The sequence below is a fragment of the Streptomyces sp. NPDC012474 genome, from assembly GCF_042955185.1.
In the GTDB taxonomy this organism is placed as follows: domain Bacteria; phylum Actinomycetota; class Actinomycetes; order Streptomycetales; family Streptomycetaceae; genus Streptomyces; species Streptomyces cahuitamycinicus.
The window spans coordinates 1-23,201 of the sequence record NZ_JBIBEP010000009.1; the positions used below are offsets into that span (position 1 = coordinate 1).

A 23,201-nucleotide genomic window follows, 5' to 3' on the forward strand; every position below is an offset into this window, starting at 1 on the left:
CGACACTCGGGCCCACGGCCTGCCCGGCATCAGCCACCGAAAGCGAAACGGCCCACCGACTCCGTCGGCGGACCGTCAAGAAAGATCGAGGCTAGCGGAGAAGCCCGCGCCGCACGAGCTCCGAGCGCTCGCGCAGGCACCGGTGGGCTACGGCGATGCCGATGGCTGCAGCGACAGCGAGCAGGGCGAGGAGAGCTCGCTTCTTGGGGTCCGGGACGCGTGGAGGCCGCCGGGGGGTCGCCGTGTCCTGGGTGAGGTCCCCGCTGATCCGCTGCCAGACGCGTTCCGGGGGCGCCGTCGGCAGGTCCACGAGGTGCGCGGTGCGGGCCGCCGTGACCACGCGGGTCAGCGTGCGGAGCTCGTCGCGGCAGCGGTCGCACCGTTCGACGTGGCGCAGGGCCTCGGCGTCGGCATCGGTCGGGGTGGCGTTGCGCAGCGCCAGTTCCACCAGGTGCGCGGACTCCACGTGGGTCACTTCGCCCTCCCGTTCCCCGCTGGGCGGGACTCGACGGGCTCCGCCGTGACGACGAGGTTGGACACGTAGCCGCCTCGCTCGGGGACGTACGGAGGCGCACAGGTGATGAGGGTGAGGACGGGGGCGCCGCTCCGGCGGAACGCCGAGGGCGGCAGGTCGTCCTTGGGCACGGTGACCCGTGAGACGACCCGGTAGTGCACCGGCCCGCCCTCCGCCCGGCGCACCTCGACGAGGTCCCCGCGCCGCACGTCGTACAGCGCCAGGAACTCACCCAGGTCACCGGATTCGGAGTCGACGTGCCCCACGAGCACGGCCGAGCCCCGGTCGCTGCCCGGCGCGGGGCCGTGGCGGTACCACCCGGCCACGGACGGGTCGTCCGGGACGGCCATGTCCCCCCGGCCCGTCACGCCCACCGGACCGACCTCGGCGTCGAGGCCGGTCCGGTGGGCGAGCACGCGCCGGGGCGGTGGATCCTGCGCCGTGCCGGGCGCTGCCTCCAGGGCCGCCGCGTTCCCGCGTTCGGGCGGCGCTGCCGCCACGTCGGGCGCCGCCACGTCGGGCGAGGGCGCGGTCGGCTGCGACGGTACGGCCGGCTGCGACGGCGCGGCCGGCACCGACGGCGCGGCCGGCTGCGACGGTACGGCCGTCTGCGCGGGCGTGGCCGGCTGCGACGGCGTGGCCGGAAGACCGAGGGCGGCTGCCAGAGCGGCAGCCGCCATCATCGGTCCTGTCAGCCGTCGCCTGCCCTCAGCCACGCCGGCGGGCGACCCGGCGGGCCGTCAGCGGGCCCGCCACCGCGACCGCTCCGGCCCCGGCGGCCCAGGCCGGCCCCAGGTCGGAGGAGTTCGGCGCGACGGCGGCACCGCTGCCGCTCGCGGGGACGCCCTTGGGCGAGGACGCCATGCCGCTGAACGTCTGGGTCGCCAGGGCAAGGTTCTTGTCCTCGGCGCTGCCCCAGGCGTAGACGACGCTGGCGGTACCTTCGCCCAGTTCCAGATCGGCCGGGCCTATGGCCACGGTGTCCGTACCGGCGAGCACCACATCCGCGTTGATCGTGCCCGCGTCGACCTCGGCGCTGTCCTCCTTCGGGTTGGTCAGGTCGCTGAACACCGGCTGTCCGCCGGCCCGGACGTCGACGGCCGGTGCTGCCGCGACATGGCGGACCGTCAGCCGGGACTTTCCGGCGTCGACCTGGGAGACGTCGTCGGTGAAGGCCGTCAGCTCGGGATCGCCGCCGGCGGAGAGGTGGGCGGCGACCGTGGCGTTCGCGCCCTCCGGCACCTCGATCTTCTTCTCCAGGGCGGGAGTTCCGCCGGGCCCCTGGCCCGCTTCGAAGATCTGGATGTCGTAACTCCCCGCGTCGAGGGACAGCGGGTCCGTCACGGTGCCGGGCTTGAAGTCGCCGATCAGTTCGTCGCCGTTGGCGTACACGTCCACGGTCATACCGGGGATGCCGTGGAAGACGGACACCATGGCCTTGTCCTGCTGCTGGGCGGCCAGAGCGGGCGCGGAGACGCCGAGGGCCAGGGCGCAGGCACCGGTCGAGGCGGCGATGGCGAGGCGGGTGCGTGAAATCATGGGGATCATCCCTTCGAACGGAGGCTCCGTACGGTGCGGAGTCTCGGTCCTGTTTCCGGGGTGGGGGCCGCCGCGGATGCGTACGAACGGCCCTGGAGGCCAGCGCCGTGGACCGGGGGCTGCTCGATCGCCTGGCGGAGCCGGTGCAGGCCGCGGCGGGCGTGGCTCTTGACGGTGCCCAGGGGCAGGCCGGTCCGCTCCGCGATCTGGGCCTGGGTCAGGTCCTCGTAGAAGGCCATGCACAGCACCTCCCGTTGGTGGCGCGGCAGCTGTGCCAGGGCGTCGATGAGCAGGACCCGGTCCAGGACGCGGTCCGGTGCCGCCTCGTCGGGCCCGGTGGCGTCCGCGGCGCGGCCGGCCGAGTCGATGAGCGTCAGACGCCTCGTCCTGGCCGCCAGCGCGTCGACGATCTTGCGGCGTGTGATGCCGACCAGCCAGGCGCCGAGCGGGCCCCGTTCGGGGCGGAAACCGGCCCGGCCGTGCCAGGCGCCGAGGAAGACCTGCTGGGTCACGTCCTCCGCCTCGTAGGTGTCGCCGAGCAGTCGGGTGGCCATGGTGTGGACGAGCGAGCCCCATCGCCGGTAGATCGCGGCGAACGCCTCCTCGTCGGCGGCGACGAGGCCACGGGCCAGTTCCTCCTCGTACCGGGTCTCCTCCGCGGGTACGGCGGGGGCGGTCGGTCGCGTGTTCGTGATCATGGCCTGGTTCCTCCTGCAAGTGCGTCGTGCGGGGACGGAAGGCCGTCTGCCGAACCGCACCGGTCGCGCTGTGCACAAGCCGCGACCATGGGCTCGAAGCCAGTGTTCGGCGCACAAACGACGCATCTCAACATGCGTCGTTTGTGCGTCGTACAGTCGGAGGTATGGGTGTACACGAACGGGACAGCCAGGACCGCGGACGGGAGAACGCGCCGGTCGGTGTCGGACTGACCACCGGGGAGGTGGCCCGGCGGCTGGGGGTCGCGCCCACCACGGTCCGCACCTGGGACCGGCGCTACGGCCTCGGGCCCGCCGCGCACACGGGGGGCCGGCACCGGCGGTGGACCCCTGTGGACGTGGCCCGGCTGGAGCGGATGTGCGCCCTGACGGCGACCGGGATACCGCCCGCCGAGGCGGCGCGCACGGTGCTCGGCGAAGCGACGCAGGAGCCGGCCCCGGCCGCCCCGGTAACCCCGGCACCCCCGGAGGCGCCGGGGGAGGAGACCCCGGCCCGGAGGGACGAGGGAGTGGCGCCGCGACCGTCCGCCCGCGCCCGCAGCCGGGCGGGCAGCGGACTGCGCCTCGGTGATGTGCGTCAGGAGTGCAAGGGCATCGCCCGTGCCGCGCTGCGCCTCGACGCCTCCGCACTCGACGAGCTGCTGGAGAGCGCGATCGCCGAGCACGGGCTGGTCGCCGCCTGGACCGAGGTGATCATGCCGACCCTCCAGGCGGTCGGCCGCAAGTGGGAGAGCTCCGGCGAGAAGTACGTCGAGGTCGAGCACTTCCTGTCCTGGCACGTCTCCGGCGCGCTGCGGCGTGGCGCCCCGCCCACGGCCGCCGACCGCCCGGGCGCGACCGTCGTGCTCGCCTGCGTGCCGGGGGAGAACCACACGCTGCCCCTGGAGGTGCTGGCCGCCGCGCTGGCCGAACACGGTCTGCCGGTGCGCATGTTCGGCGGGGCCCTGCCCGTGGAGTCCCTCGTCACGGCCGTCCGCCGGACCGGGCCGGCGGCGGTGGCGCTGTGGGCGCAGTCCCGGACGACCGCCAGCCGCCCGCTGGCCCAGCACGTGGCCGCGATGGAGTGGGGCGTGCGGGGCGCCCGCCGCAAGCCGGTCGTCCTGACGATCGGGCCCGGCTGGACCGGCCGGACCGTCACCGGCCTGCCGCGTCCCACGGGGCTGGCCGAGGCCGTCGCGGTTCTGGAGAGGGTCGTGTCGCGCTAGGGGGCTTCTGGTGTGCCGCCACGCCCCAGCCGTGGCCGCAGCGGTGAGCCGGGCGCTCGCGGTAGGTCCGGACAGCACCCCCGGGGGGCTGCTGCATCCGAACACGGGCACCCGCCAGAAGCGGTGTACGGACCGAACAGAACGGACACGGCGCAGTCGACCGGATGGCCGGGAGCGGAGTGCGGAGATGAGCGGCGCGTGGTGGGCCCGGTGAGCCGGGGGCCTGACGGCACGTCGGACGTGGTGATCGTCGGGGGCGGTGCCGCCGGCCTCAGCCTCGCGTACCGGCTGGTCGAGACCGGAGCCGTGACCGTGACCGTGGTGGAACCACCTGACGGTCCCGCGCGCCCGGCGGAGCGGACCTGGTGCTACTGGGACCAGGGCGACGGCGACTTCGGCGAAGCGGTCACCGCCACCTGGCCCCTGCTGCGGGTGCACGGCCCCGACGGCGGCCCGCTCACCGTCGATCCGGCCCCCTCGCGCTACCGCATGGTGCGCTCCGCGGCCTTCGAACGACTCGTGCACGCCCGTCTGGCGCGCGCGCCCGGCGGACGGCTGCTGCGCGCCACGGCCGATACGGCGCGCGACGTCCCCGGAGGCGCGGAGGTCCGCTGCACGGCACCCGGCGGCCGGACCCTGACACTGCGCTCCCGCTACGTGTTCGACTCCCGGCCCCTGCGCGCCCTCCCTCCGGCCCGGACGCAGCTGCTCCAGCACTTCCGCGGCTGGTTCGTGCGCACCCGCGGCGACCGCTTCGACCCGGCGGTCGCCGACCTCATGGACTTCCGGGTGCCCCAGCCGCGGCACGGGCTCGCCTTCGGCTACGTCCTGCCGCTCGCCCCGGACCGGGCGCTCGTCGAGTACACGGAGTTCTCCCGGGCGCCGCTGACCACCGAGGCCTACGAGGTGGCGCTCGGCCACTACGCCCGCGAGGTGCTGCGCCTGGGCGAGTTCAGCGTGGAGAGCGCCGAGCAGGGCGTCATCCCCATGACCGACGCCCGCTTCCCCCGGCGGGCCGGGGCGGCCGTCTTCCGCATCGGGACGGCGGGCGGCGCGACCCGCCCCGCCACCGGCTACACCTTCGCGGCGGTACAGCGGCACAGCCGGGCCATCGCCGCCGCCCTGCACGACGGCCGGGCCGCCGTGCCCGCACCGCACGGGAGGCGGGCCCTCGCCATGGACGCGGTGCTGCTGCGGGCCCTGGACACCGGGCGGATCGACGGCCCCGCGTTCTTCACCGGCCTGTTCCGCCGGACGCCGGCGCAGCGCCTGCTGCGCTTCCTCGACGGCGCCACCTCGCTCCGGGAGGAGTGGGGCATCGGACTGCGCACCCCGGTGGGCCCGATGCTCCGCACCGCGCTCGAAGTGCCCTTCCTCCCCCGCCGCACCCACCCCGTCCCAGGAACCGGAGAGAACCACCGATGACCCTGCTGCGCGACCACGACCTGGCACGCGCCTTCGACCACGCGTCCGGCACCTACGACCGCCTCACCGGCCTCAACCCGGGATACCGCGCCGACCTGCTGCGCTCGGCCCGTCGGCTGAAGCTCCCCGGGGACGGGGCCGGCCTGCACCTGCTCGATCTCGGCTGCGGCACCGGCGCCTCCACCCGGGCCCTGCTGCGGGCCGCTCCCCGGGCGCGGATCACCGCGGTGGACGCCTCGGCGGGCATGCTGCGCCGGGCGCTGGCCAAGCCGTGGCCCGACGGCGTGCGCTTCCTGCACCTGAGCGCCGAGGAACTCGACGCGGCCGGCGAAGACGGCGTCGAGGGGCCCTTCGACGCCGTCTTCGCCGCCTACCTGTTCCGCAACGTCTCCGACCCGGACAGCGTCCTCGCCACGGTGCGCCGGCTGCTGCGGCCGGGCGGGAGGCTCGCCGTCCACGAGTACAGCCTCGGTGGCTCGCCCGCGCACCGGGCGCTGTGGACGGCGGTGTGCCAGGGGGTGATCATCCCCGCGGGCACGCTCACCGGAGACCGGGCCCTGTACCGGCACCTGTGGCACAGCGTCCTCGACTTCGACACCGCTTGCGACTTCACCGGGCGGCTGACGCGCGCCGGATTCACGGGCGCGCGCGCCCTGCCCCTCGCCGGATGGCAGACCGGCATCACCCACACGTTCGTCGCCGCGGCCGGGGAGACCCCCCGATGAGCGCCCCTCCGGTCGCCCGCCGCGGCCGGGACCGCAAGGCCGAGGTCCTGATGCCCGTACCCGGCCGGGACCGGTTCGCGCGCGGGGACGAGCCGTCCGTCGCCGTGGTGGGTGGTGGGATCGCCGGTCTCGCCGCCGCCACCGGACTGGCCGAACGCGGCGTCGGAGTGACGCTCTACGAACGGGAGGAAGCCCTGGGCGGCCGGCTCGCCGGTCACCGCACCCGGCTGGCCGACGGCTCCGAGGTGACCATGAGCCGCGGCTTCCACGCCTTCTTCCGCCAGTACTACAACCTGCGCGGCCTGCTGCGGCGCACCGACCCCGCCCTGGCCCGCCTCACCCCGCTGCCCGACTACCCCCTGCGGCACAGCGGCGGGCTGACCGACAGCTTCGCCCGCGTCCCGCGCACTCCGCCCCTCAGCGCTCTCGGCTTCGTCGCCCTCAGCCCCACCTTCGGCCTGCGCGACCTCGCCGCCCTGGACGCCCGGGCGGCGCTGCCGCTGATGGACGTGCGCGTGCCCGAGGTGTACGCACGCTTCGACCGGATCGGCGCGACCGCCTTCCTCGAAAGCGTCCGCTTCCCCGAGGCCGCGCACCACCTGGCGTTCGAGGTGTTCTCCCGCAGCTTCTTCGCCGACCCGCGCGAACTGTCCGCCGCCGAGCTGATGCTGATGTTCCACATCTACTTCCTCGGCTCCGCGGAGGGGCTGCTCTTCGACGTGCCCGACGAGCCCTTCCCACAGGCCCTGTGGGAGCCGCTCGCCGACCACCTCCAGCGCCTCGGCGCGGCCGTCCGCACCGGCACCCCCGTCCACGGCGTGGAGCCCGGCCCCGCAGGGGGAGCCGAGGTGCGCACCGGCACCGGCACCGACCGGCACGACGCGGTGGTGCTCGCCCTCGACACCGCGGGACTGCGCCAGGTCGTCGCCGGCTCGCCCCGCCTCGGCACCGCCCCCTGGCGCGCGGACATCGCCGCCCTGCGCACCGCCCCGCCGTTCCTCGTCTCGCGGCTCTGGCTCGACCGGCCGGTCCGCGCCGACCGCCCCGGCTTCCTCGGCACCAGCGGCTACGACGGCCTCGACAACATCAGCGTCCTGGAACGCTACGAGGGCGAGGCCGCCCGCTGGGCCGCGCGGCACGGGGGTTCCGTGGTCGAACTGCACGCCTACGCCGTCGACCCCGGCGCGGACCGGGAGACCGTGCAGGGCGAGCTGCTCGGGCAGTTGCGGCGGGTGTACCCGGAGACGCGTCATGCGCGTGTCGTGGACGCCCGGCACGAGTGGCGCTCGGACTGCCCGCTCTTTCCGGTCGGCACCCACCACCGGCGCCCCACCGTACGGACCCCGCATCCGTGGCTGACGCTGGCCGGCGACGGACTCCGCTGCGACCTGCCCGTGGCCCTGATGGAACGGGCCGCCACCACCGGCTTCCTGGCCTCCAACGCCCTGCTCGCCGGATGGGGCGTCCGCGGCCAGGTGCTGTGGACCGTGCCACGGGCGGGCCGCTCCCCGCTGCTGCGGGCACTCGGCGCGCTCGCGAAACTGCCCGCGCGCCGGTGACGCCCGGCCGCCGGGCGGGCCCGGGGAGACCCGCGTCCGGCGGGCGGGCCTAGGACGTCCCAGTCGTCGGACGGATCCGGGGCGACCTCCGGCCGTCGGAAGGACGCGGGGCGACCCCGGGCCGTCGGGCGGATCTGGGGCGACCCTGGGCTGTCGGAAGGACGCGGGGCGGCCTCCGGCCGTCGGAAGGACGCGGGGCGACCTCCGGCCGTCGGGCGGATCCGGGTCGCCCCCGGGCCGTCGGGCGGATCTGGGGCGACCCCGGGCTGTCGGAAGGACGCGGGGCGACCCCGGGCCGTCGGGTGGATCCGGGTCGCCCCCGGGCCGCCGGAAGGACCCGGGTCGCCCCCCGGCCGCCGGACAGACCCAGCACGGCCCCGGCCGCCGGACGGCCAGGGGCGACCCGTACAGGCGACCCGTACAGGCGACCCGCACAGGGGCCCCTCACAGGCCCGTCCGGAGGGGTCGCCTCACCCCGGGAACCGCCCCGTGCTGCGCAGTTCCCAGCGCCTCTCGGCGTAGGCGAGGTCGTCGCGCCACAGGCGCCCGGCCGTGCCCCGCATCAGGGGGCGCAGCACGGGGGCGGCGGCCCGGGCCAGGGCGAAGCCGCGCCGGTCCGAAGCGGCGACGACCGCCTCGATCACGGCCGTCCGCGGCCGGTCCGCGTCAGCCGCGGTCAGCGGCGTGGCATGGGTCTCCACCACGGATGTGGCGCCCTCGCCGCCGGTGATGCGCATGACGACGGTGCGCGGCTCCGGCGCGGTGAACTCGGCCCGTACGGGCACCACCAGACGGCCCGCCACCCGGAAGGAGACGTCGACCACGAAGGCGTCGCCCTCGTCGCTGATCTCGCAGATCTCACCGACCTCGCCGCCCAGTGGTTCCCTCACGACCGTCAGATCGACGAAGGAGTACGGGTGGAACCAGGACCCGTGCCACGGGTCGAGCCGGTTGGCGACCACGTCCTGCGGCTCGCACCGCCCGGCCGCCGTGAACACCGCGTCCACCCCGGTGCCCGGCGCGGGACGGGCCGGAACCACGGGCCGCTCCGACGGCTCCTCACCCCCGACGGCGTCCAGCCGCACCCACACCAGCACCCCGTCGTCGTGGACGGGGTACGGCTGCCAGCCGGCGAACGCGGCACCGTCCAGGGCCAGTCCGTGCCAGTGGCACATCAGCGTGCCGCACGCCACCCGGCCGTCCCGCAGCGGAGCACCGAGGTGCGGACAGACGCCGTGGCCCGCCCGCAGCTCGCCCGAGTCCGAGCGCCACAGCACCACCTCGACGCCGCCGACGGTCCTGCCGTAGGGGCGGCCGGGGCGCACGTCCCGGGAGGCGCCGACCACGAACCAGTTGCCGGAGGGCCGGGCGGAGGCCCGTTCGAGCGTGTCGGCGATCAGCGCCGGGCGGGCCGCGCGCCAGGTCGGCGTCTGCTCCGCCCAGCCGGGGCCGCGGCGTCGCCGCAGCGGTGAGGTCCAGCGTGCCTTGTCCGCTCGGTCAGTCACGACCCGGTCCTTTCCGTTGCAGCGCGGCGTGCTGCGCCACGGGCCCCGCGTGCCACCGCGCGCGGGCCAGCTTCCAGACACCGGCCGCGGCGGTGGCCGCCCGCCGCCGTCGGGACACCACCGCCCGGCGGTGCAGCACGGTGTAGTCGTGCCGCGCGATCGCGTCGAGGATGCCGCCGTACAGAGTGAACGCGGTGCGGATGCACGGGCGTACCCGCGGGTCGAGCATCGCGATGCCCGGTTCCGCCGTCCGGTACACGTCCCTGGTCAGGGCCTCGGCCGCGACGAGCGCCGCCCGGACGCGCGGGTCGCACCTGCCGCTTCGCCGGCTCCACTCCAGCAGCGGCCGGTCCACGCCGTGGGCGGCGAGCAGGTCCGCCGGCAGGTAGACGCGGCCACGGTCCAGGTCCTCGCCCACGTCCCGCAGGAAGTTGGTCAGCTGGAACGCCATCCCGAGGGCCGCCGCGTGCGGTGCCGCCTCCTCGCGTGGGACGACCGTGCCGAGCACGGGCAGCATCTGCAGGCCGATCACCGCGGCCGAGCCGTGCATGTAGGCCCGCAGATCGGCGTAGGTCGGGTAGTCCGTGACGGTCAGGTCGGCGCGCATCGACGCGAGGAAGTCGGAGAACAGGGCCGCCTCGATGCCGTAGCGGTCGGCGGTGTCGGCCACGGCCCGCACCACCGGCTCGCTGCCGCCGCCGTTGCGCAGCCCGTGCGCGAGATCGCCCTCCAGCCGCTTCAGCAGCAGGTCCCGCTCGTCGGGGGTCAGGCGCCGGTCCAGGTCGTCGACGATGTCGTCGGCCCAGCGGGCGAAGCCGTACAGCGCGTGCACCGCGGAACGGCGCTCCAGCGGCAGCAGGCGCGTGGCCAGGAAGTAGGTCCGGCCGTGCCGGGCGTTGAGCTGCCGGCACCGGCCGTAGGCGCTGCGCAGACCGGGGTCGGTGATACCGGCGGCGTCCAGTTCACGACGGGTCATGGGCACCTGCTCCGGTCGGGGCGGACGGGCGGTGTTCGGGGGACCGGCCCGCCCGGGTCACCCGGGTGCGGCCCCCGGTGACGCGGGCGGCGGCGAGTTTCCCGCTGATGAGCACGGTCGGCACGCCGACACCGGGTGTGGTCCCGCAGCCGGCGAGCACCACGTTGTCCAGCCCGCGTACGAGGTTGCGCGGCCGGAAGGGCCCGGTCTGGGCGAAGGTGTGGGAGACGGAGAAGGGACTGCCCGCAGCGTGGCCATGGGCCGTCCAGTCGAGCGGGGTCACCAGCAGTTCCTTCTCGACGCTGGCCGCGAACCCGTCCAGGCCGCGGCGTTCCAGCTCGGCGACCAGGCTGTCGCGGTACCGCGGGCCCAGGTCCCGCCAGGCGGCGGCGGAGGGGCCGACGGAGGTGTTGGGGCAGGGCGCCAGAACGTAGTGGAGGTGGCGGCCCGGCGGCGCCAGCGAGGCGTCGTGCGTGGTCGGACGGGTGATCAGCAGCGACGGGTCGCTCATCAGCGTTCCCGAGCGGGTCAGTTCGTCGAAGGTGCGCTCCCACGCGGCGCCGAAGGACAGCGTGTGGTGGGCGAGATGGGGCCAGGTGCGGTCGGTCCCCGCGTGCAGGACCACCGCGGACGGCGAGTGCCGCAGCGGCACCGGGCGCCGGGGCGCCCGGCCCAGCAGCCGGTGTGCGGCGGGCAGTTCGCAGGTCAGCACCACCGCGTCGCAGGGGATGCGCTCGCCCGAGGCGAGCCGGACGGCCCGTACCCGGCCCGCGGAGCGTTCCAGCGCGCTCACCTCGGCCGACCACCGCAGCTCGGCACCGGCACCGGCCGCCACGTCCGCCATCGCGCGGGGCAGCGCGTGCATGCCGCCCTTCGGGAACCAGACACCGGCCACCGTGTCCATGTAGGCGATCACCGCGTAGGCCGCCAGCGCCCGGGCCGGTGCCACCCCGGCGTACAGGGCCTGGAAGGAGAAGACCCGGCGCAGGCGGGCGTCGGAGAGGAAACGGCCGATCCGGCCGTCGAGACGCCCGAAGCCGCCGAGCGCCGCAAGCCGGGCCAGATCCGGGTGCGCCAGCTGGAACGGCGAGTCGAAGTTGGTGTCGATGAAACGGCGCATCTGCGCCCGGTACAGCCGCTCCAGCCACTCCCGCAGCCCGCGGTAGCCCGCCGCGTCCGCCGGTCCGGCGAAGCGCCGCACCTCCGCCTCCATGGCGTCGGCGTCGGTGTGCACGTCGAGCGAGGTCCCGTCCGCGAAGCCGGCCCGGTAGGCGGGGTGCAGGGGCATCAGCTCGACGTGCCGGCCGAGGCTCTCACCGACGGCGGCGAACGCCTCGTCGGCCAGGTGCGGCATCGTCAGCACGGTCGGCCCGGTGTCCACCAGATACTCGCCGAGCCGTGCCCGCCCGGCTCTCCCGCCCGGGCCGGCGTCCCGTTCGACGAGCGTCACCCGGCGGCCGGCGCCCAGCAGATGCAGGGCGCACGCCAGCCCGGACAGGCCGGCGCCCACCACGACGACGTGATCCGTCGGTCCCGTCACCGTCCTCATACGAGCTCCTCCGCGTGGCGTGGGGCGAGGCCCGAGGCCCGTTCGACCAGGGCGGCGAACTCCCGCCGCACGCCCGTGGCGGCGCCGGTCGCCTCGAAATGCCGCAGACCGGAGGCCGCCAGGTCCGCGATCCTCGCCTCCACCTCGGCCCGGGCGCCCGTCCGCTCCAGCGCCGCCCGCATCCGGTCGACGGTGTGCCCCGGCCTGGTCTCCGCGTCCGGGGCGAGCGCGGCGGCGGCGTCCCGGTCGCCGGTGGCCTCCGCGAGCCGGACGGCGGCGGCGAGGAGGGGGGTGAGCTTGCGCGTACGCAGATCCTCGTCGGCCGGTTTGCCGGTCTGCTCCGGGTCGCCGAAGGCCCCGAGGAGGTCGTCGCGCAGCTGGAAGGCCAGCCCGGCGCACCGGCCCGCGGCCCGCAGCGCGCCCAGGGTGCGGGCGTCCGCGCCGGCCAGCGCCGCGCCCAGCGCCAGGGGCCGCGCGACCGTGTACCGGGCGCTCTTCAGGACGGCGATGGTCTGTGCCTCCTCGGCGCCGGACGAGCCGCTCGCCTGCGCGCGCAGGTCGCGGTACTGCCCGGCGACCATTTCGGTGCGCATGGCCCGCCACTCCTCGTGCAGGCGCGGGCCGTGCGGCGAGGCGAGAGCCGTCTCCGTCAGCAGGTCGTCCGCCCACGCCAGCGCCAGGTCGCCCGCGAGCACGGCGGCCGACGTCCCGAACGTCCCGGCGGACCCGCCCGCCGGTCCGGCCGGGTGTTCCCGGGCGAATTCCACGTGCAGGGCGGGGGCGCCCCGGCGCAGCGGTGAACCGTCCATCACGTCGTCGTGGATGAGGGCACAGGCCTGGAGCAGTTCGAGGGCCGCTCCCGTGCGCAGGACCGCGCCCGCGTCGCCCGAGCCGCCCGCGGCCCGCCAGCCGCACCACACGAACGCCGTACGCAGCCGCTTGCCGCCCCGCCGGACGAACGCGGCGACGCGATCGGCCGTCTCGCGGGCGAACACCGCGTCGGTGGCGCGGGCGTGCCGCAGCCGGTCCTCCAGCACCCGTTCGAGGACCGCCTCCATGGCGCGTGTGGCCCCGGGAGCGGTGAGCGGGGCGGGGTTCGTCTCCGCCGGTCCGGCCACCGTCGGCCGCGGTCCAAGCATGCCCAACCCCTTCTCGCTTCCCGTCGTTCGCATCTGAGTGCTTCCGCCGGGAGTGGTGTTCCGGATGTGTCGGGTGCCCAACTCTCAGCCGTGGCCACGGGCCTGCCGGAAGCGGGCCGGGCCTTCGCCGAGGTCGATGAGCGGCGCCGGACAGCGCTGCCGGGGTTCGTCCGCCGGCAGCCGCCAGGGCTCGTGCACCGCGGCGCCGCCGACGTCCGCCGGTTCGGGCACCCGACGGCGTACGTACGTGCCGTCCGGGTCGTAGCGCCTGCCCTGGAGGACGGGGTTGAGGACGCGGTGGGGACGGGTGCCGGTGCCGGCGACCCGGGCGACCGGCCCCGTGCGCACGACCAGCCGTCCGCCGCGCCGGCGCAGCGACGCGTCCAGGCCGGCGAGGAAGGCGGCGCGGTCGGTCACGTCCGACCCGGTGGCGTCGCGGACGAACGGGGGCACGGCCTCGTCCGCCGGGTTCAGCGCGGCGCGCAGGGGCGGATGGTCGTGCAGGCGCAGGTCCGAGGTGAACAGGACGACCGCGACGGTCATGGTGTCACTCCTCGTGCGGTGGTGCGGGTTGCGTGCGGTGCTCCCGGGCACTTCGCCGCTCGTGGGCCCGACGGATGCGTGAGGCGCTGCGGCGCCGGCCGGTGCCCTCGGACGCGGCCCGCGCGATGTTGCGCGCCATGCCGCCGAACACGACGGAGTGGAACGGGGCGACGCTCCACCAGTAGGCGTGGCCCAGCAGCCCCCGCGGATGGAACAGGGCCCGCTGCCGGTAGCGGGTGTGGCCCCGCTCGTCGGTCTCGGCGTACATCTCCAGCCAGGCGAGCCCGGGCAGCCGCATCTCGGCGCGCAGCCGCAGCAGATGCCCGGGTTCGATCTCCTCGACCCGCCAGAAGTCCAGCGAGTCGCCGACCCTCAGCCGCTCGGTGTCCCGCCGTCCGCGGCGCAGTCCGACCCCGCCCGCGAACCGGTCCAGCCGGCCTCGTACGGCCCAGGCCAGAGGGGAGGAGTACCAGCCGTTGTCGCCGCCGATGCCCTCGACGACCCGCCACAGCGCCGCCCGGGACGCCTCGACCGGCCGCTGCCGCTCGTCCTGGTAGAGGCTGCCGCCCGCCCAGTCCGGGTCCGTGGGCAGCGGGTCACTGGGCGCCCCGGGCACCGAGGCCGAGGACCAGCGCGTGGAGACCTGCGCCTCGCGCACCCGGCGCAGCGCCAGGGCCAGAGCCTCGTCGAACGGCAGCGGCCGGCCCGGGCCGTCCGGCACGTACCGGGCGATGTCGTGTTCGCGGCAGACGACCTCGTGCCGCAGCGACTCGGTCAGCGGCCGGGCGAGGGAGGCGGGCACGGGGGTGACGAGTCCCACCCAGTGGCTGGACAGCCGCGGGGTGAGGACCGGGACCGGCACGATGAACCGCCGCGGCAGTCCGGCGACGGCGGCGTAGCGCAGCATCATGTCCCGGTAGGTGAGGATGTCCGGCCCGCCGATGTCGAAGGCCCGGTCGACGTCGTCCGGCATGGTGGCCGCCCCGACGAGGTAGCGCAGCACGTCCCGCACCCCGATGGGCTGGGTGCGGGTGTGCACCCAGCTCGGGGTGACCATGACGGGCAGCCGTTCGGTGAGGTAGCGCAGCATCTCGAACGACGCCGAGCCCGAGCCGATGACGACGGCGGCCCGCAGCACGGTCGCGGGCACGGGCGAGTCGAGGAAGATCTTCCCCACCTCGGCCCGGGACCGCAGATGCGGGGAGAGCGACGCTTCGGGGACGTCGCGCGGCGTGAGCCCGCCCAGGTAGACGATCCGGCGTACGCCTGCGGCCCGGGCCTGCTCGGCGAAGATCCGGGCGGCGACGCGGTCGGTGTCCTCGAACCGGGAGCCGGAGCCGAGGGCGTGCACCAGGTAGTAGGCGACGTCGACCCCGCGCATCGCCGAGGCGAGCGACTCCGGGTCGGTGACATCCCCCCGGGCCGTCTCGGCGTGCGCCGCCCAGGGGTGGTCGCGGAGTTTGCCGGGGGAGCGGGCCAGACACCGGACGCGGTGGCCCTCCTGCAGCAGTTCCGGCACCAGGCGCCCCCCGATGTAGCCGGACGCCCCGGTGACGAGGCAGTGCAGCCGCCGCCCGTCCGTCGCCATGGTCGTGCCTCCGTCCTCCGGAACCGTCACCGTGCCGCCGGAGCGCGGCCGGTCCCGACGCGAACCTTTCCCGCCCGGGGCGCTCGGCGGATGCACGACACGGGAGACGCCGACGGTTCAGCCGGAGGGAGTACCGTCGCCGGACCCCGCCGGACCCCGCCGGACCCCGCCGGACCCCGCCGGACCCCGCCGGACCCCGCCGGACCCCGCCGGACCCCGCCGGCCTGTCGTGGGCGAGGGCGCTCGGCCACCATGCCCGGGGTCCGATGCCGATCATCGGCGCGGGCAACGGCAGCGAGCGCACCACGGGCCTGTCCAGGGGCGCCCCGAAGGCGACGATGAGCGCGATCCGCACCAGGAAGCCAGCGGGATCACCATCAGTGCCGCGAACGTCGCGGCGAGCACCACACCCGCCGAGGTGATCACACGCCGGTGGTGGTGAGTCCGCACAACACCACCCGCCGGTTGCCATGCACGAGCGCCTCTCCCGGACCCGGGACATCAGGAAGATGGTGTAGTCGACACCGAGTGCCGCCAGGAAACGGTCTCCTCGGCCGCGTCGCTGTCCGCGGCTGCCTTCAGGGTGGCGTGGATGCGCACCCGCCCGCCCGGGGCCTGTACCTGGCCGCCGAGCGCGGCTGTGTCGACGCCGTCGTCGCGCCGCGCGAGCCGTCCGGAGGCGGAGACGGCGCCGGCGGAGGGCACGCCCGCGGTGGCCCCCCGCGGGGCAGCTCGATCTCACGTCCGGCGCCCCGGCGGAGGCCAGGCCCGCGGTGGCCCGCGCGGGGCACCGCCATCTCACGTCCGGCGCTGTGACGGCGTACCTCGACCGGCTGGAGCGGGGGCCGGGCACATCCGCCGGGTCCGGGACGCCGGAGACCGCCGCGTGGTGCACCTGCAGTACGCCGACGTGGCCAGGGGCCTGGCCCGGGACTGCTTCCGCCCTCTGGCGCGGAGCACCGACGCGGCCCGGGGCCGCTTCAGCCCCGGGGAACTGGAGTTGGTCGGCCGGTTCCTCAGCGAGATGAACCCCGAACTGGCCCTGCCGCGCCGGATCCCGGCTGAGGATCCGTCACGTGCCGGTCGGGACGGGACCGGGCTCGCGCGAGCCCGGCCCCCGCGCTCGGGTCGCTCAGGTCAGAACTGGAGCGCCCAGGCGTCGATCCGCCCGGTGTCGAAGCGGGCGTTGTCGCTCACCCGCAGCTTCCACGTGCCGTTCGCGGCCTCCGAGGAGGCGTTCACGGTGTACGTGGTGTCGATGTTGTCCGCACTGCCGCCGGTGCCGTACGACTTCAGCGTGTACGCCGTGCCGTCGGGGGCGATCAGCTGGACCTGGAGGTCACCGATGTAGGTGTGGACGATGTGCACCTCGACGGCCAGGGCCGAGGGGGCGTTGCCGGAGACGCCGGAGACCGTCACCGGTGACTCGACGGTGGCGTTGTCGGCGATGGTCTGGTCAGCGGTGTTCTCGAAGCGCGGGCCGGGCGGGGTGGTCGTACCGCCGCCGACGTTGAGGAGCCGGTTGGGCGAGCCGCTGCCGGGGCTGGTGACGACTCCGGTGGTCGCGGCGGAGGTCAGCGCGGCGGAGACCTGCGCCGGCGTGGCCGTGGGGTTGTCGGCCAGGTGGAGGGCGGCGGCGCCGGCGACGTGCGGGCTCGCCATCGACGTGCCGGAGATGGTGTTGGTCGCCGAGTCGCTCGTGCGCCAGGCCGAGGTGATGGACGAGCCCGGCGCGAACAGGTCCAGGACGGTGCCGTAGTTGGAGTAGCTCGCCTTCGCGTCGCTCGATGTCGTCGCGCCGACCGTGACGGCCTCGGTGACGCGGGCCGGGGACCGGGTGGAGGCGTTGGTGGACTCGTTGCCGGCCGCGACCACGAAGGAGACGCCGGAGGTGATGGCGTTGCGGACGGCCGTGTCGATGGCCGTGTCGCCGGGGCCGCCGAGGGACATGTTGGCGACGGCGGGCTTGGCCGCGTTCCGGGCGACCCAGTCGATGCCGGCGACGACCTGGGCGGTGGTGCCCTGGCCGGAGTTGTTCAGCACCCGGACGCCGACGACCTTGGCCTTCTTGGCGACGCCGTAGGCGCTTCCGGCGACCGTGCCGGCGACGTGCGTGCCGTGGCCGTGGCCGTCCTGGGCGGTGTTGTCGTTGTCGACGGCGTCGTAGCCGTAGGAGGCGCGACCGCCGAAGTCGCCGTGTGTGATGCGGACGCCGGTGTCGATGACGTACGCGGTGACGCCCTCACCCGCCGAGTCCGGGTAGGTGTACGAGCTGTTCAGCGGCAGGCTCTTCTGGTCGATGCGGTCCAGGCCCCAGGATGGCGGGCTGGGCTGCGTCCCGGTGATGGAGAACGTCCGGTTCTGCACGACGGAGGCGACGGCCGGGTCGGCGGCGAGACGTTTCGCCTCGGACTCGGACGCCTCGACCTCGTAGCCGTTCAGGGCCTTGGTGTACGTCCGCTCGATGTCGGCGCCGTACTTGCGCGCGAGCGCGCGGCCTTCGGTGGAAGCGGCCTTCTCGGTCTTCAGGGTGACGACGTAGCTGCCGGCGACGGCGTTCGCGGCGCCCGCGTACTGGATGCGCCCTTCGGCCGCGACCGGGGCCGCGCCGGCGGGAAGGGCGGAGACGAGGCTCGCGACGAGCGCCGCGGTGGCCGTCGCGCCGAGCGCGGCCAGTCTTCGCCGGGAGGATCTGTGGGGAGTACGCATCACTGCCATCTGAGGGGTCCTCCTCAATCGGTGGTGCGCTGTGGGGTGTGGTGCACGCCCGTCGGTCGCCGCCGATGAGGCCAGTGGGTCATGACCATGTCAAGCCAGCGGCTACTCCTGTGCGTCAGCGAAAGATTGAGGCCTCCACAGGAATTGCACAAGGGCCCTGCACGGACCGGCATAAACCGTGTGACGACCAGTCAGCAACGGAGACGCTCCGCGGCAGGCGGCAGGCGGCAGGCGGCAGGCGGCAGGCGGCAGGCGGCAGGCGGCAGGCGGGGCGTCGCCCGTGAGCGGGCTGTCGGCTGGGTGGGGACCGGGCTGTGTTGCGCGGCCCGCTCCACGAGGGCAGCCGGGCGGCAGAGCCGCCGTCGGTGGCAATCCGGGCGGTCGGTCTGATGGTGACGGAGCGTCGCTGCTCCCTGCTCCGCGGCCAGCCGACAAGCCGGCCAGCCGGAAGGCAGAGGCGGAGCCCCCCGTCAGCGGCACCTGGCCGGTCGCCCGGATCGTGACGGTCGTGGGCTTTGGCGCCACACCGGTCCCCGCCGGAGGCAGCCGGCCCCGGTAGGCCGGACGGGCGGCGCCCGGCCGGGCGCCCCAGCGTGTCAGCCTGCGGAGGACTGCTTCAGTACCTCCGCAGGCAGTGCGCCGCCCGCACCGATCACCTCGATGCCGAGCAGCCGCCCCGACGCGTCCACGTCGAGGAACACCTCCGCGTCCGCCCCGACCCCGTCGACGGGGATCTGCCGGACGGCGGCGCCGTCCGCGATGTGCGCGACAAGGGAGACATACGCGGTGTCGTTCTCGCGGTCGTACTCGATGTGCATGCTTCGCCTCTCGGGAACGGGCTCAGTTGCGGCCGACGGACACGACGTTGCCGGCCTTGTTGATCACGACCCAGATCTTGCCGGTGGTGTACTTCCACGTCCCCGGCGACTTGCCCTTGGTCTTCTTGCCGGTCTTCACCGTACGCGCGACCATCTCCTGGCTGATGCCGCGCTGGGCCATGCGCTGGGCCGCGTGCTTGGAGATGCTCTTGACGCCCTGGGAGAGCAGCAGCCGCCCGGCGACGATCGCGATCGGGATGAACCACGCCGGGTCCGCCACCACCGGGAAGGCTGTGCCCGGCCCCGGCCGCACGGTCTGCACGAGGGCGCCGCCCTCGACGCGGTACTCGGTCGGCACGGCCTCGCCGCGCGCGTCCTTCGCCCACGGCGCGTCGAACGTGCCGAGGTACTCCTCGCCGCGGGTGACCAGGACGGAACCGTCCTCAAGGGTCTCGGTGGCCGCGTCCGCCGGCAGGCCGAGCGGGAACCGGAACTCGGTCGGGGCGTCCGCGTCCTTGAGCGTGATCAGGGCGCGCACACCGTCCCGGTTGGGCTGCACGGCCAGGTCGACGTCCTCGCCCGCGCCCGGGTAGACGACCGTGCCGCTGGCGCTGGTCGTGGCCTGCGCGTCGGCGCTGCCTGGCAGGGTCAGGCGCAGCACGTCGGAGCCGTAGGCGAACTCCACGGCGCCGTCGGCGGTGGCCGGCGCGGTGATGCGGGCGGCGGATGCCTCGGTGCCGACCTCCGCGCGGGTGGCTCCGCCGGCGACGGGCGTGCCGGGTACGAGGTCGGACGTCCCGGTGACGCGCTCGACCGTCTCGGCCGCCTGGACGGCCAGGGACGGGCGGGAACCGTCGTCGCCGGTCCCGGCGTGCGCCCCCGCGGCGGTCAGCAGCACCGCTCCGGCGGTGCAGCACGCCACCAGGATGCGGGCGTGGGTGCGTCGGCGTCGGGCGGGGCGGTCCTGAGTGTGGTGCATGTACGTCCTTGCATGGTGCTGACGGCCCGTTCGACGGGCCCGTGATGATCGGCGTCCCGACGGATCGTGGCAGCGCGGCACCGGCCGGCGGCATCCGCCCGGGGGCGGGAACCGACCCCGCCGACCGGCGGGGTCAGGGCCGCCGTGTGGCAGGTGGCACACGGCGCCGGTGCAACGCCGGACGGGGGAGAGCCGTCGTAACGAGCGGTGATCGCGCTGCGTGGGGGGACGGAAGTGATACGAGTCGCGGTGGTGGACGACGAGCCACTGGTACGCACCGGACTACGCGTGATCCTCGGTTCGGCGCAGGACATCACCGTCGTCGCCGACTGCGCAGGCGTGGGCGCGGTGGAGGCCGTGCGTGACGGGCGGGTGGACGTCCTGCTGCTCGACATCCGGATGCCGGTCGTGGACGGCCCGGCCGTGCTGCGGCAGGTCGCCGCCCTCCCGCGGCCCCCGGCGGTGGCGATGCTGACCACCTTCGACGCCCGTGAGCACGTGGACGAGGCGCTGCGACTGGGGGCCGCCGGATTCCTGATGAAGAACACCGCGCCGGAGCAACTGGTCGACGCCGTACGGGTACTGGCAGCAGGCCGTCGGGTGCTGGCACCCGAGGCGGTGGGGCAGGTGATCGACGGTTACCTGCTCTCCGGTCGTGACGAGGACGCCGTACGGCGGGTGCGGGCGCTCACCGACCGCGAGCGGCAGGTGCTCGCCCTGGTGGGAGCCGGGCTCAGCAACCGGGCCATCGCGGGCCGGCTGCACCTGGCGCACGGCACGGTCAAGGACCATGTGAGCGCCGTGCTGGCGAAGCTGGGCGGGCTCAACCGGGTGCAGGCGGCGGTGGTCGCGGACCGCGCGAACCTGGTCGGCACCGGACCGGGGCGGCGATGAGCGGGGTGCCGGTGCCCGGGGCGCCTTCAGCCGGAGAACGGGACGGCGGTCCCCCGGCCCCCGGTGCCGTACGGCGCATCGCCTCCGGGGCACTTCCGGTGCTGGTCGCCCTGGTCGACGGACTGGTGGTCAACGGCCTCACCTCCGGGCACGGGACGTGGCTGGCGCTGGTCGCCGCCGGCGCGCTTCTGCTGCGGCGCCGGGCCCCCGAGGCGGCCGTGCTCGCCGGCCTGCCGGGGCTGTACCTCGGGCACATCGCCTTCGCCCCGCTGATCGCGCTCTACTGCGTCGCCGTCCGCCGCGGGCACGTCCTCGTCGGCGTGGCGGGCGCGGCGGCGGTCGCGGTGGCGTGGTTCCTGCCCCACCCGGCGGCCGGCGTCTCCTCCCTCGCCCTCGACCGGGAGACCGCGCTGCTGGCCCTGGACTGCTGCGGGGTGGCGGCGGGCGTAGTCGTCCTCGGCCGGTCGGTCCGGTCGCGCCAGGAGCGCCTGCGGGCGGCCACGGCCCGGCGGGCCTGGGAGAACCAGGTCCTGACCGAGCGGGTGCTGGCCACCGAACGCAACCGGCTGGCCCGGGAGATGCACGACGTCGTCGCCCACAAGGTGAGCCTGATCAGCCTCCAGGCCGGTGCGCTTCAGGTGGGCCGGCCCGGGGACGCGGACGTGCGGGCGACGGCCCGCACGATCCACGAACTGTCGGCCCAGACCCTCACCGAACTGCGCCACCTCGTGGGGGTGTTGCGCACGGCGGGAGACCCCGGCGCGCAGGGCGCCCCGGGGGCCGGACTCGCCGGCCTCACGGACCTGGTCCGCGACAGCGGCCTCACGGTGGACCTCGACGTGTCGATCCCCCCGGTCCCGGTGCCCGAGGCGGTCGAACGCGCCGCGTACCGCACGGTGCAGGAGGCGCTGACCAACATCCGCAAGCACGCCCCGGGTGCGCGGGCGCGGGTACGGGTGCGCTGCGCGGCCGGTCTGCACGTGGAGGTGCACAACACCGCCCCCGGCCCCGTCGCCGCCCGGCCGCCCCTCCCCGGCGGCGGTCACGGCCTGGTGGGCCTGCGCGAACGGGCCCACCTGCTGGGCGGCGACTTCCACGCGGCCCCGTCGCCCGACGGCGGCTTCATGGTGAAGGCGGTCTTCCCGGTGGGGTGGACGGGCACGCGTCAGTCCGCCGACGTGTCCGGTACGTGACCGCCCCTGTCCTGCGTAAACGGCGTGGGGTCGGTGACCCACCCGGCCGCGAGAACCAGCCCGCTCTCACGGTGGACCGTCAGGAACCCGAAGGGACGGTCGAAACAGGCCATCGCCCGGGTCGTCTCGTACGGCGGCTCCTGTGACGAACGGCCGCGGTAGATCGCGGCGAACGCCGTCACCGCCGCCGCCCTGAAACCCTCGGCGCTGAACGTGGCCGTCATGGTCTGCCGCGCGCGTTCCAGGACGAGTGGCGTCCGGCTCACGCCGGGAAAGGGAACGGCGCCCGGGGAGTCGCGGGCGGCCGTGGTCAGGCCGAAGAGGTCGCGCGAGGCCAGCAGGTCGTGCTCGGTCCGCAGGGTGAACTCCACGGTGAACAGCGACAGCGACGGCGGTTCGGGAGTGTGGGTGCGCCGCTTGACGACGTGCAGCCCCGGGCCGGGCCCGCCCTCCGGCAGCCGGCTTCCCGGCACCGCGTCCAGTGCGCCGGACAGCAGGCCCGTCCCCGCGCCCAGCACCTCGCCCGGCCTCATCCGCTCCGTGCCCAGCAGCAGATGGACGTCGACCCCCGTCACGCCGCGCACGACCACCCGCGTGACGGCACCCGCTGCGGTCCGGGCCACGGCGACGCCGTCGAGGTCCGGAACCTCCCGCACGAGCCCCGCCCGGTCGTGGCGGCCGTGCCAGCCGCCGAAGTGCCCCTCGAACGGCACCTCCCAGTCCGCCCCCAGAACCAGCGCACTCGCCATCACCAGGGACGTCTCCGGCACGAGCTCCACCCGCACCCGCTCGATCACCCCGCCGGTCCGCTCGGCGGCCCACGCGTCCAGCTCCCGCCCGTCCGCCGCCGCGTCCCCCGTGAGCACCCCGTGCGCCCCCACCGGCAGCCCTGCCGCCCACTCCTCGCGCAGCGCCACGAACCGTGCGGTCCACAACCCCGCGGCGGACGACAGGCCGTCGATCCCGGTCAGCATCGCCAGAAACTCCCGCGCCGCCGCACCCGCCTGACCGGCCGGCAGGCCCAGCGCCTCCTCCAACTCCTCGCGGGCGGCGCCCGCCGCCCCGTCCGCGAGGAGCGCCAGCAGCGGCCAGACGCCCGCCGCCGAGAACACCGTGCCCGCGCGGACCTCCGACGCCCAGCGGGCCGTCAACCGGTTCGCCGCCCGTACCGCCGTGTCCGTCGACCGCATTCCGCCCCCGTCACCCCGCCGCCCACGATGCGCCCAGCCGTACGACGGACCCGCCCACCGCCTCGGCCGAGGCAGCACCGTACCCGTGGCATCACCGTTCCAGAAGACTGAGCGGGGGTGAGCCCTGGTGCCGCCAGGACTCAACGCCGCCCACCGGGCCTGGGCGGCCCCGGTCCCCGACGTGCTCGGCGAGCAGATCGGGGCGCGACAAGGCGTACGGCTTCGCGGACGGACCGGCGACCGTCACGGCGTGCAAGGGCCCTCGAACCTGCGGCGGCCGCGCCCGTCCCGGGCGAGGGCGAGAGCCGCGAATGCGTAGCGCAGGTGTGACGGCGGCCATAGCGGGGAGAAACCGCCTGCGTAAAGCCCTCGGGGCCACCATGTCATCACATCGAGTGATTCTCTGGCCTTTGCTTGCACCGCGGA

21 protein-coding genes and 2 pseudogenes are annotated in these 23,201 nt (G+C 75.3%); 7 read left to right on the forward strand and 16 right to left on the reverse strand.

Features of this window, described 5'->3' with window-relative positions:
• Window positions 1-91: 91 nt before the first annotated feature.
• Genes ACFY9S_RS20445 through ACFY9S_RS20460 form a run of 4 tightly spaced genes read right to left on the reverse strand, consistent with a single transcriptional unit; the run spans window position 92 to window position 2,751 of the window.
• Window positions 92-475 (reverse strand): hypothetical protein, encoded by a 384-nt coding sequence (locus ACFY9S_RS20445; protein ID WP_391130438.1) that lies wholly within the window; start codon window positions 473-475, stop codon window positions 92-94.
• Window positions 472-1,194, reverse strand: a complete 723-nt coding sequence (locus tag ACFY9S_RS20450; protein ID WP_391130440.1) for a sortase domain-bontaining protein — start codon at window positions 1,192-1,194, stop codon at window positions 472-474. The genes ACFY9S_RS20445 and ACFY9S_RS20450 overlap by 4 nt, the downstream gene beginning before the upstream one ends.
• Window positions 1,195-1,222: 28 nt before the next feature.
• Window positions 1,223-2,053: a DUF4397 domain-containing protein gene (locus ACFY9S_RS20455; protein ID WP_391130443.1), complete on the reverse strand. Its 831-nt coding sequence runs from the start codon at window positions 2,051-2,053 to the stop codon at window positions 1,223-1,225.
• A gap of 5 nt (window positions 2,054-2,058) precedes the next feature.
• The gene (locus tag ACFY9S_RS20460; protein ID WP_391130445.1) at window positions 2,059-2,751 is read right to left on the reverse strand and encodes a sigma-70 family RNA polymerase sigma factor; all 693 of its coding nucleotides are present in this window, start codon (window positions 2,749-2,751) and stop codon (window positions 2,059-2,061) included.
• Between the two features lie 164 nt (window positions 2,752-2,915).
• Here ACFY9S_RS20460 and ACFY9S_RS20465 point away from each other — a divergent pair, with 164 nt between their 5' ends.
• The 4 genes from ACFY9S_RS20465 (at window position 2,916) to ACFY9S_RS20480 (ending at window position 7,683) form a co-directional block, all read left to right on the forward strand.
• Window positions 2,916-3,974, forward strand: a complete 1,059-nt coding sequence (locus ACFY9S_RS20465; RefSeq protein WP_391130448.1) for a MerR family transcriptional regulator — start codon at window positions 2,916-2,918, stop codon at window positions 3,972-3,974.
• 201 nt (window positions 3,975-4,175) lie between these two features.
• Window positions 4,176-5,399 carry an FAD-dependent oxidoreductase gene (locus tag ACFY9S_RS20470; RefSeq protein ID WP_391131171.1) on the forward strand — a complete coding sequence of 408 codons (1,224 nt, stop codon included), beginning with the start codon at window positions 4,176-4,178 and terminating at the stop codon, window positions 5,397-5,399.
• Window positions 5,396-6,124 carry a class I SAM-dependent methyltransferase gene (locus tag ACFY9S_RS20475; protein ID WP_391130451.1) on the forward strand — a complete coding sequence of 243 codons (729 nt, stop codon included), beginning with the start codon at window positions 5,396-5,398 and terminating at the stop codon, window positions 6,122-6,124. The genes ACFY9S_RS20470 and ACFY9S_RS20475 overlap by 4 nt, the downstream gene beginning before the upstream one ends.
• On the forward strand, window positions 6,121-7,683 hold the full coding sequence (locus tag ACFY9S_RS20480) for an FAD-dependent oxidoreductase (RefSeq protein WP_391130454.1): 1,563 nt from the start codon (window positions 6,121-6,123) through the stop codon (window positions 7,681-7,683). The genes ACFY9S_RS20475 and ACFY9S_RS20480 overlap by 4 nt, the downstream gene beginning before the upstream one ends.
• Before the next feature lie 470 nt (window positions 7,684-8,153).
• Here the strand turns inward: ACFY9S_RS20480 and ACFY9S_RS20485 are convergent, their stop codons facing one another.
• The 8 genes and pseudogenes from ACFY9S_RS20485 to ACFY9S_RS20520 all read right to left on the reverse strand — a co-directional run bounded on the left by ACFY9S_RS20485 (window position 8,154) and on the right by ACFY9S_RS20520 (window position 15,688).
• Window positions 8,154-9,188: a DUF5914 domain-containing protein gene (locus tag ACFY9S_RS20485; protein WP_391130457.1), complete on the reverse strand. Its 1,035-nt coding sequence runs from the start codon at window positions 9,186-9,188 to the stop codon at window positions 8,154-8,156.
• Window positions 9,181-10,164 carry a squalene/phytoene synthase family protein gene (locus tag ACFY9S_RS20490; protein ID WP_391130458.1) on the reverse strand — a complete coding sequence of 328 codons (984 nt, stop codon included), beginning with the start codon at window positions 10,162-10,164 and terminating at the stop codon, window positions 9,181-9,183. Before ACFY9S_RS20490 ends, ACFY9S_RS20485 begins: the two co-directional genes overlap by 8 nt.
• Window positions 10,151-11,713, reverse strand: a complete 1,563-nt coding sequence (locus ACFY9S_RS20495; protein ID WP_391130461.1) for a phytoene desaturase family protein — start codon at window positions 11,711-11,713, stop codon at window positions 10,151-10,153. The genes ACFY9S_RS20490 and ACFY9S_RS20495 overlap by 14 nt, the downstream gene beginning before the upstream one ends.
• A complete protein-coding gene (locus ACFY9S_RS20500) occupies window positions 11,710-12,852 on the reverse strand; it encodes a polyprenyl synthetase family protein (protein ID WP_391130463.1) in 1,143 nt (380 codons plus the stop codon). Before ACFY9S_RS20500 ends, ACFY9S_RS20495 begins: the two co-directional genes overlap by 4 nt.
• An 84-nt stretch (window positions 12,853-12,936) precedes the next feature.
• Complete coding sequence (locus ACFY9S_RS20505) at window positions 12,937-13,395, reverse strand: deoxyribodipyrimidine photo-lyase (RefSeq protein WP_391130465.1); 459 nt, start codon at window positions 13,393-13,395, stop codon at window positions 12,937-12,939.
• Between the two features lie 4 nt (window positions 13,396-13,399).
• Window positions 13,400-14,983 (reverse strand): DUF2867 domain-containing protein, encoded by a 1,584-nt coding sequence (locus tag ACFY9S_RS20510; RefSeq protein ID WP_391130468.1) that lies wholly within the window; start codon window positions 14,981-14,983, stop codon window positions 13,400-13,402.
• A 223-nt stretch (window positions 14,984-15,206) separates the two neighbouring features.
• A pseudogene (locus ACFY9S_RS20515) lies at window positions 15,207-15,524 on the reverse strand (MMPL family transporter); the annotation flags it as partial.
• Entirely contained in the window at window positions 15,485-15,688 is a 204-nt protein-coding gene (locus tag ACFY9S_RS20520; RefSeq protein ID WP_391130471.1) for a hypothetical protein, read from the reverse strand. The gene ACFY9S_RS20520 and the pseudogene ACFY9S_RS20515, both read right to left, overlap by 40 nt.
• Before the next feature lie 89 nt (window positions 15,689-15,777).
• Here ACFY9S_RS20520 and ACFY9S_RS20525 point away from each other — a divergent pair.
• Window positions 15,778-16,037: pseudogene (locus ACFY9S_RS20525) on the forward strand (MarR family winged helix-turn-helix transcriptional regulator); the annotation flags it as partial.
• Window positions 16,038-16,120: 83 nt separating this feature from the next.
• Here ACFY9S_RS20525 and ACFY9S_RS20530 read toward each other — a convergent pair.
• The 3 genes from ACFY9S_RS20530 to ACFY9S_RS20540 form a co-directional block, all read right to left on the reverse strand.
• Complete coding sequence (locus ACFY9S_RS20530) at window positions 16,121-17,701, reverse strand: S8 family serine peptidase (protein ID WP_391130473.1); 1,581 nt, start codon at window positions 17,699-17,701, stop codon at window positions 16,121-16,123.
• 596 nt (window positions 17,702-18,297) lie between these two features.
• On the reverse strand, window positions 18,298-18,519 hold the full coding sequence (locus ACFY9S_RS20535) for a DUF2283 domain-containing protein (RefSeq protein WP_102913851.1): 222 nt from the start codon (window positions 18,517-18,519) through the stop codon (window positions 18,298-18,300).
• A gap of 22 nt (window positions 18,520-18,541) precedes the next feature.
• Window positions 18,542-19,498 (reverse strand): DUF4258 domain-containing protein, encoded by a 957-nt coding sequence (locus tag ACFY9S_RS20540; RefSeq protein ID WP_391130476.1) that lies wholly within the window; start codon window positions 19,496-19,498, stop codon window positions 18,542-18,544.
• A 234-nt stretch (window positions 19,499-19,732) separates the two neighbouring features.
• Between ACFY9S_RS20540 and ACFY9S_RS20545 the strand changes: the two genes are divergently transcribed.
• On the forward strand, window positions 19,733-20,392 hold the full coding sequence (locus ACFY9S_RS20545; RefSeq protein ID WP_391130478.1) for a response regulator: 660 nt from the start codon (window positions 19,733-19,735) through the stop codon (window positions 20,390-20,392).
• A complete protein-coding gene (locus tag ACFY9S_RS20550; protein ID WP_391130481.1) occupies window positions 20,389-21,585 on the forward strand; it encodes a histidine kinase in 1,197 nt (398 codons plus the stop codon). Before ACFY9S_RS20545 ends, ACFY9S_RS20550 begins: the two co-directional genes overlap by 4 nt.
• Here ACFY9S_RS20550 and ACFY9S_RS20555 read toward each other — a convergent pair.
• Window positions 21,558-22,775 carry a serpin family protein gene (locus tag ACFY9S_RS20555; protein ID WP_391130484.1) on the reverse strand — a complete coding sequence of 406 codons (1,218 nt, stop codon included), beginning with the start codon at window positions 22,773-22,775 and terminating at the stop codon, window positions 21,558-21,560. The genes ACFY9S_RS20550 and ACFY9S_RS20555 overlap by 28 nt on opposite strands.
• Between the last annotated feature and the right edge of the window lie 426 nt (window positions 22,776-23,201).

Coding starts and splice junctions, on each gene's coding strand:
- ACFY9S_RS20475 (WP_391130451.1), top strand. CDS start 5,396: ATGACCCTGCTGCGCGACCACGACCTGGCACGCGCCTTCGACCACGCG.
- ACFY9S_RS20505 (WP_391130465.1), bottom strand. CDS start 13,395: ATGACCGTCGCGGTCGTCCTGTTCACCTCGGACCTGCGCCTGCACGAC.
- ACFY9S_RS20490 (WP_391130458.1), bottom strand. CDS start 10,164: ATGACCCGTCGTGAACTGGACGCCGCCGGTATCACCGACCCCGGTCTG.
- ACFY9S_RS20550 (WP_391130481.1), top strand. CDS start 20,389: ATGAGCGGGGTGCCGGTGCCCGGGGCGCCTTCAGCCGGAGAACGGGAC.
- ACFY9S_RS20530 (WP_391130473.1), bottom strand. CDS start 17,701: ATGGCAGTGATGCGTACTCCCCACAGATCCTCCCGGCGAAGACTGGCC.
- ACFY9S_RS20460 (WP_391130445.1), bottom strand. CDS start 2,751: ATGATCACGAACACGCGACCGACCGCCCCCGCCGTACCCGCGGAGGAG.
- ACFY9S_RS20510 (WP_391130468.1), bottom strand. CDS start 14,983: ATGGCGACGGACGGGCGGCGGCTGCACTGCCTCGTCACCGGGGCGTCC.
- ACFY9S_RS20495 (WP_391130461.1), bottom strand. CDS start 11,713: ATGAGGACGGTGACGGGACCGACGGATCACGTCGTCGTGGTGGGCGCC.
- ACFY9S_RS20500 (WP_391130463.1), bottom strand. CDS start 12,852: ATGCTTGGACCGCGGCCGACGGTGGCCGGACCGGCGGAGACGAACCCC.
- ACFY9S_RS20450 (WP_391130440.1), bottom strand. CDS start 1,194: ATGGCGGCTGCCGCTCTGGCAGCCGCCCTCGGTCTTCCGGCCACGCCG.
- ACFY9S_RS20540 (WP_391130476.1), bottom strand. CDS start 19,498: ATGCACCACACTCAGGACCGCCCCGCCCGACGCCGACGCACCCACGCC.
- ACFY9S_RS20480 (WP_391130454.1), top strand. CDS start 6,121: ATGAGCGCCCCTCCGGTCGCCCGCCGCGGCCGGGACCGCAAGGCCGAG.
- ACFY9S_RS20555 (WP_391130484.1), bottom strand. CDS start 22,775: ATGCGGTCGACGGACACGGCGGTACGGGCGGCGAACCGGTTGACGGCC.
- ACFY9S_RS20455 (WP_391130443.1), bottom strand. CDS start 2,053: ATGATTTCACGCACCCGCCTCGCCATCGCCGCCTCGACCGGTGCCTGC.
- ACFY9S_RS20465 (WP_391130448.1), top strand. CDS start 2,916: ATGGGTGTACACGAACGGGACAGCCAGGACCGCGGACGGGAGAACGCG.
- ACFY9S_RS20535 (WP_102913851.1), bottom strand. CDS start 18,519: ATGCACATCGAGTACGACCGCGAGAACGACACCGCGTATGTCTCCCTT.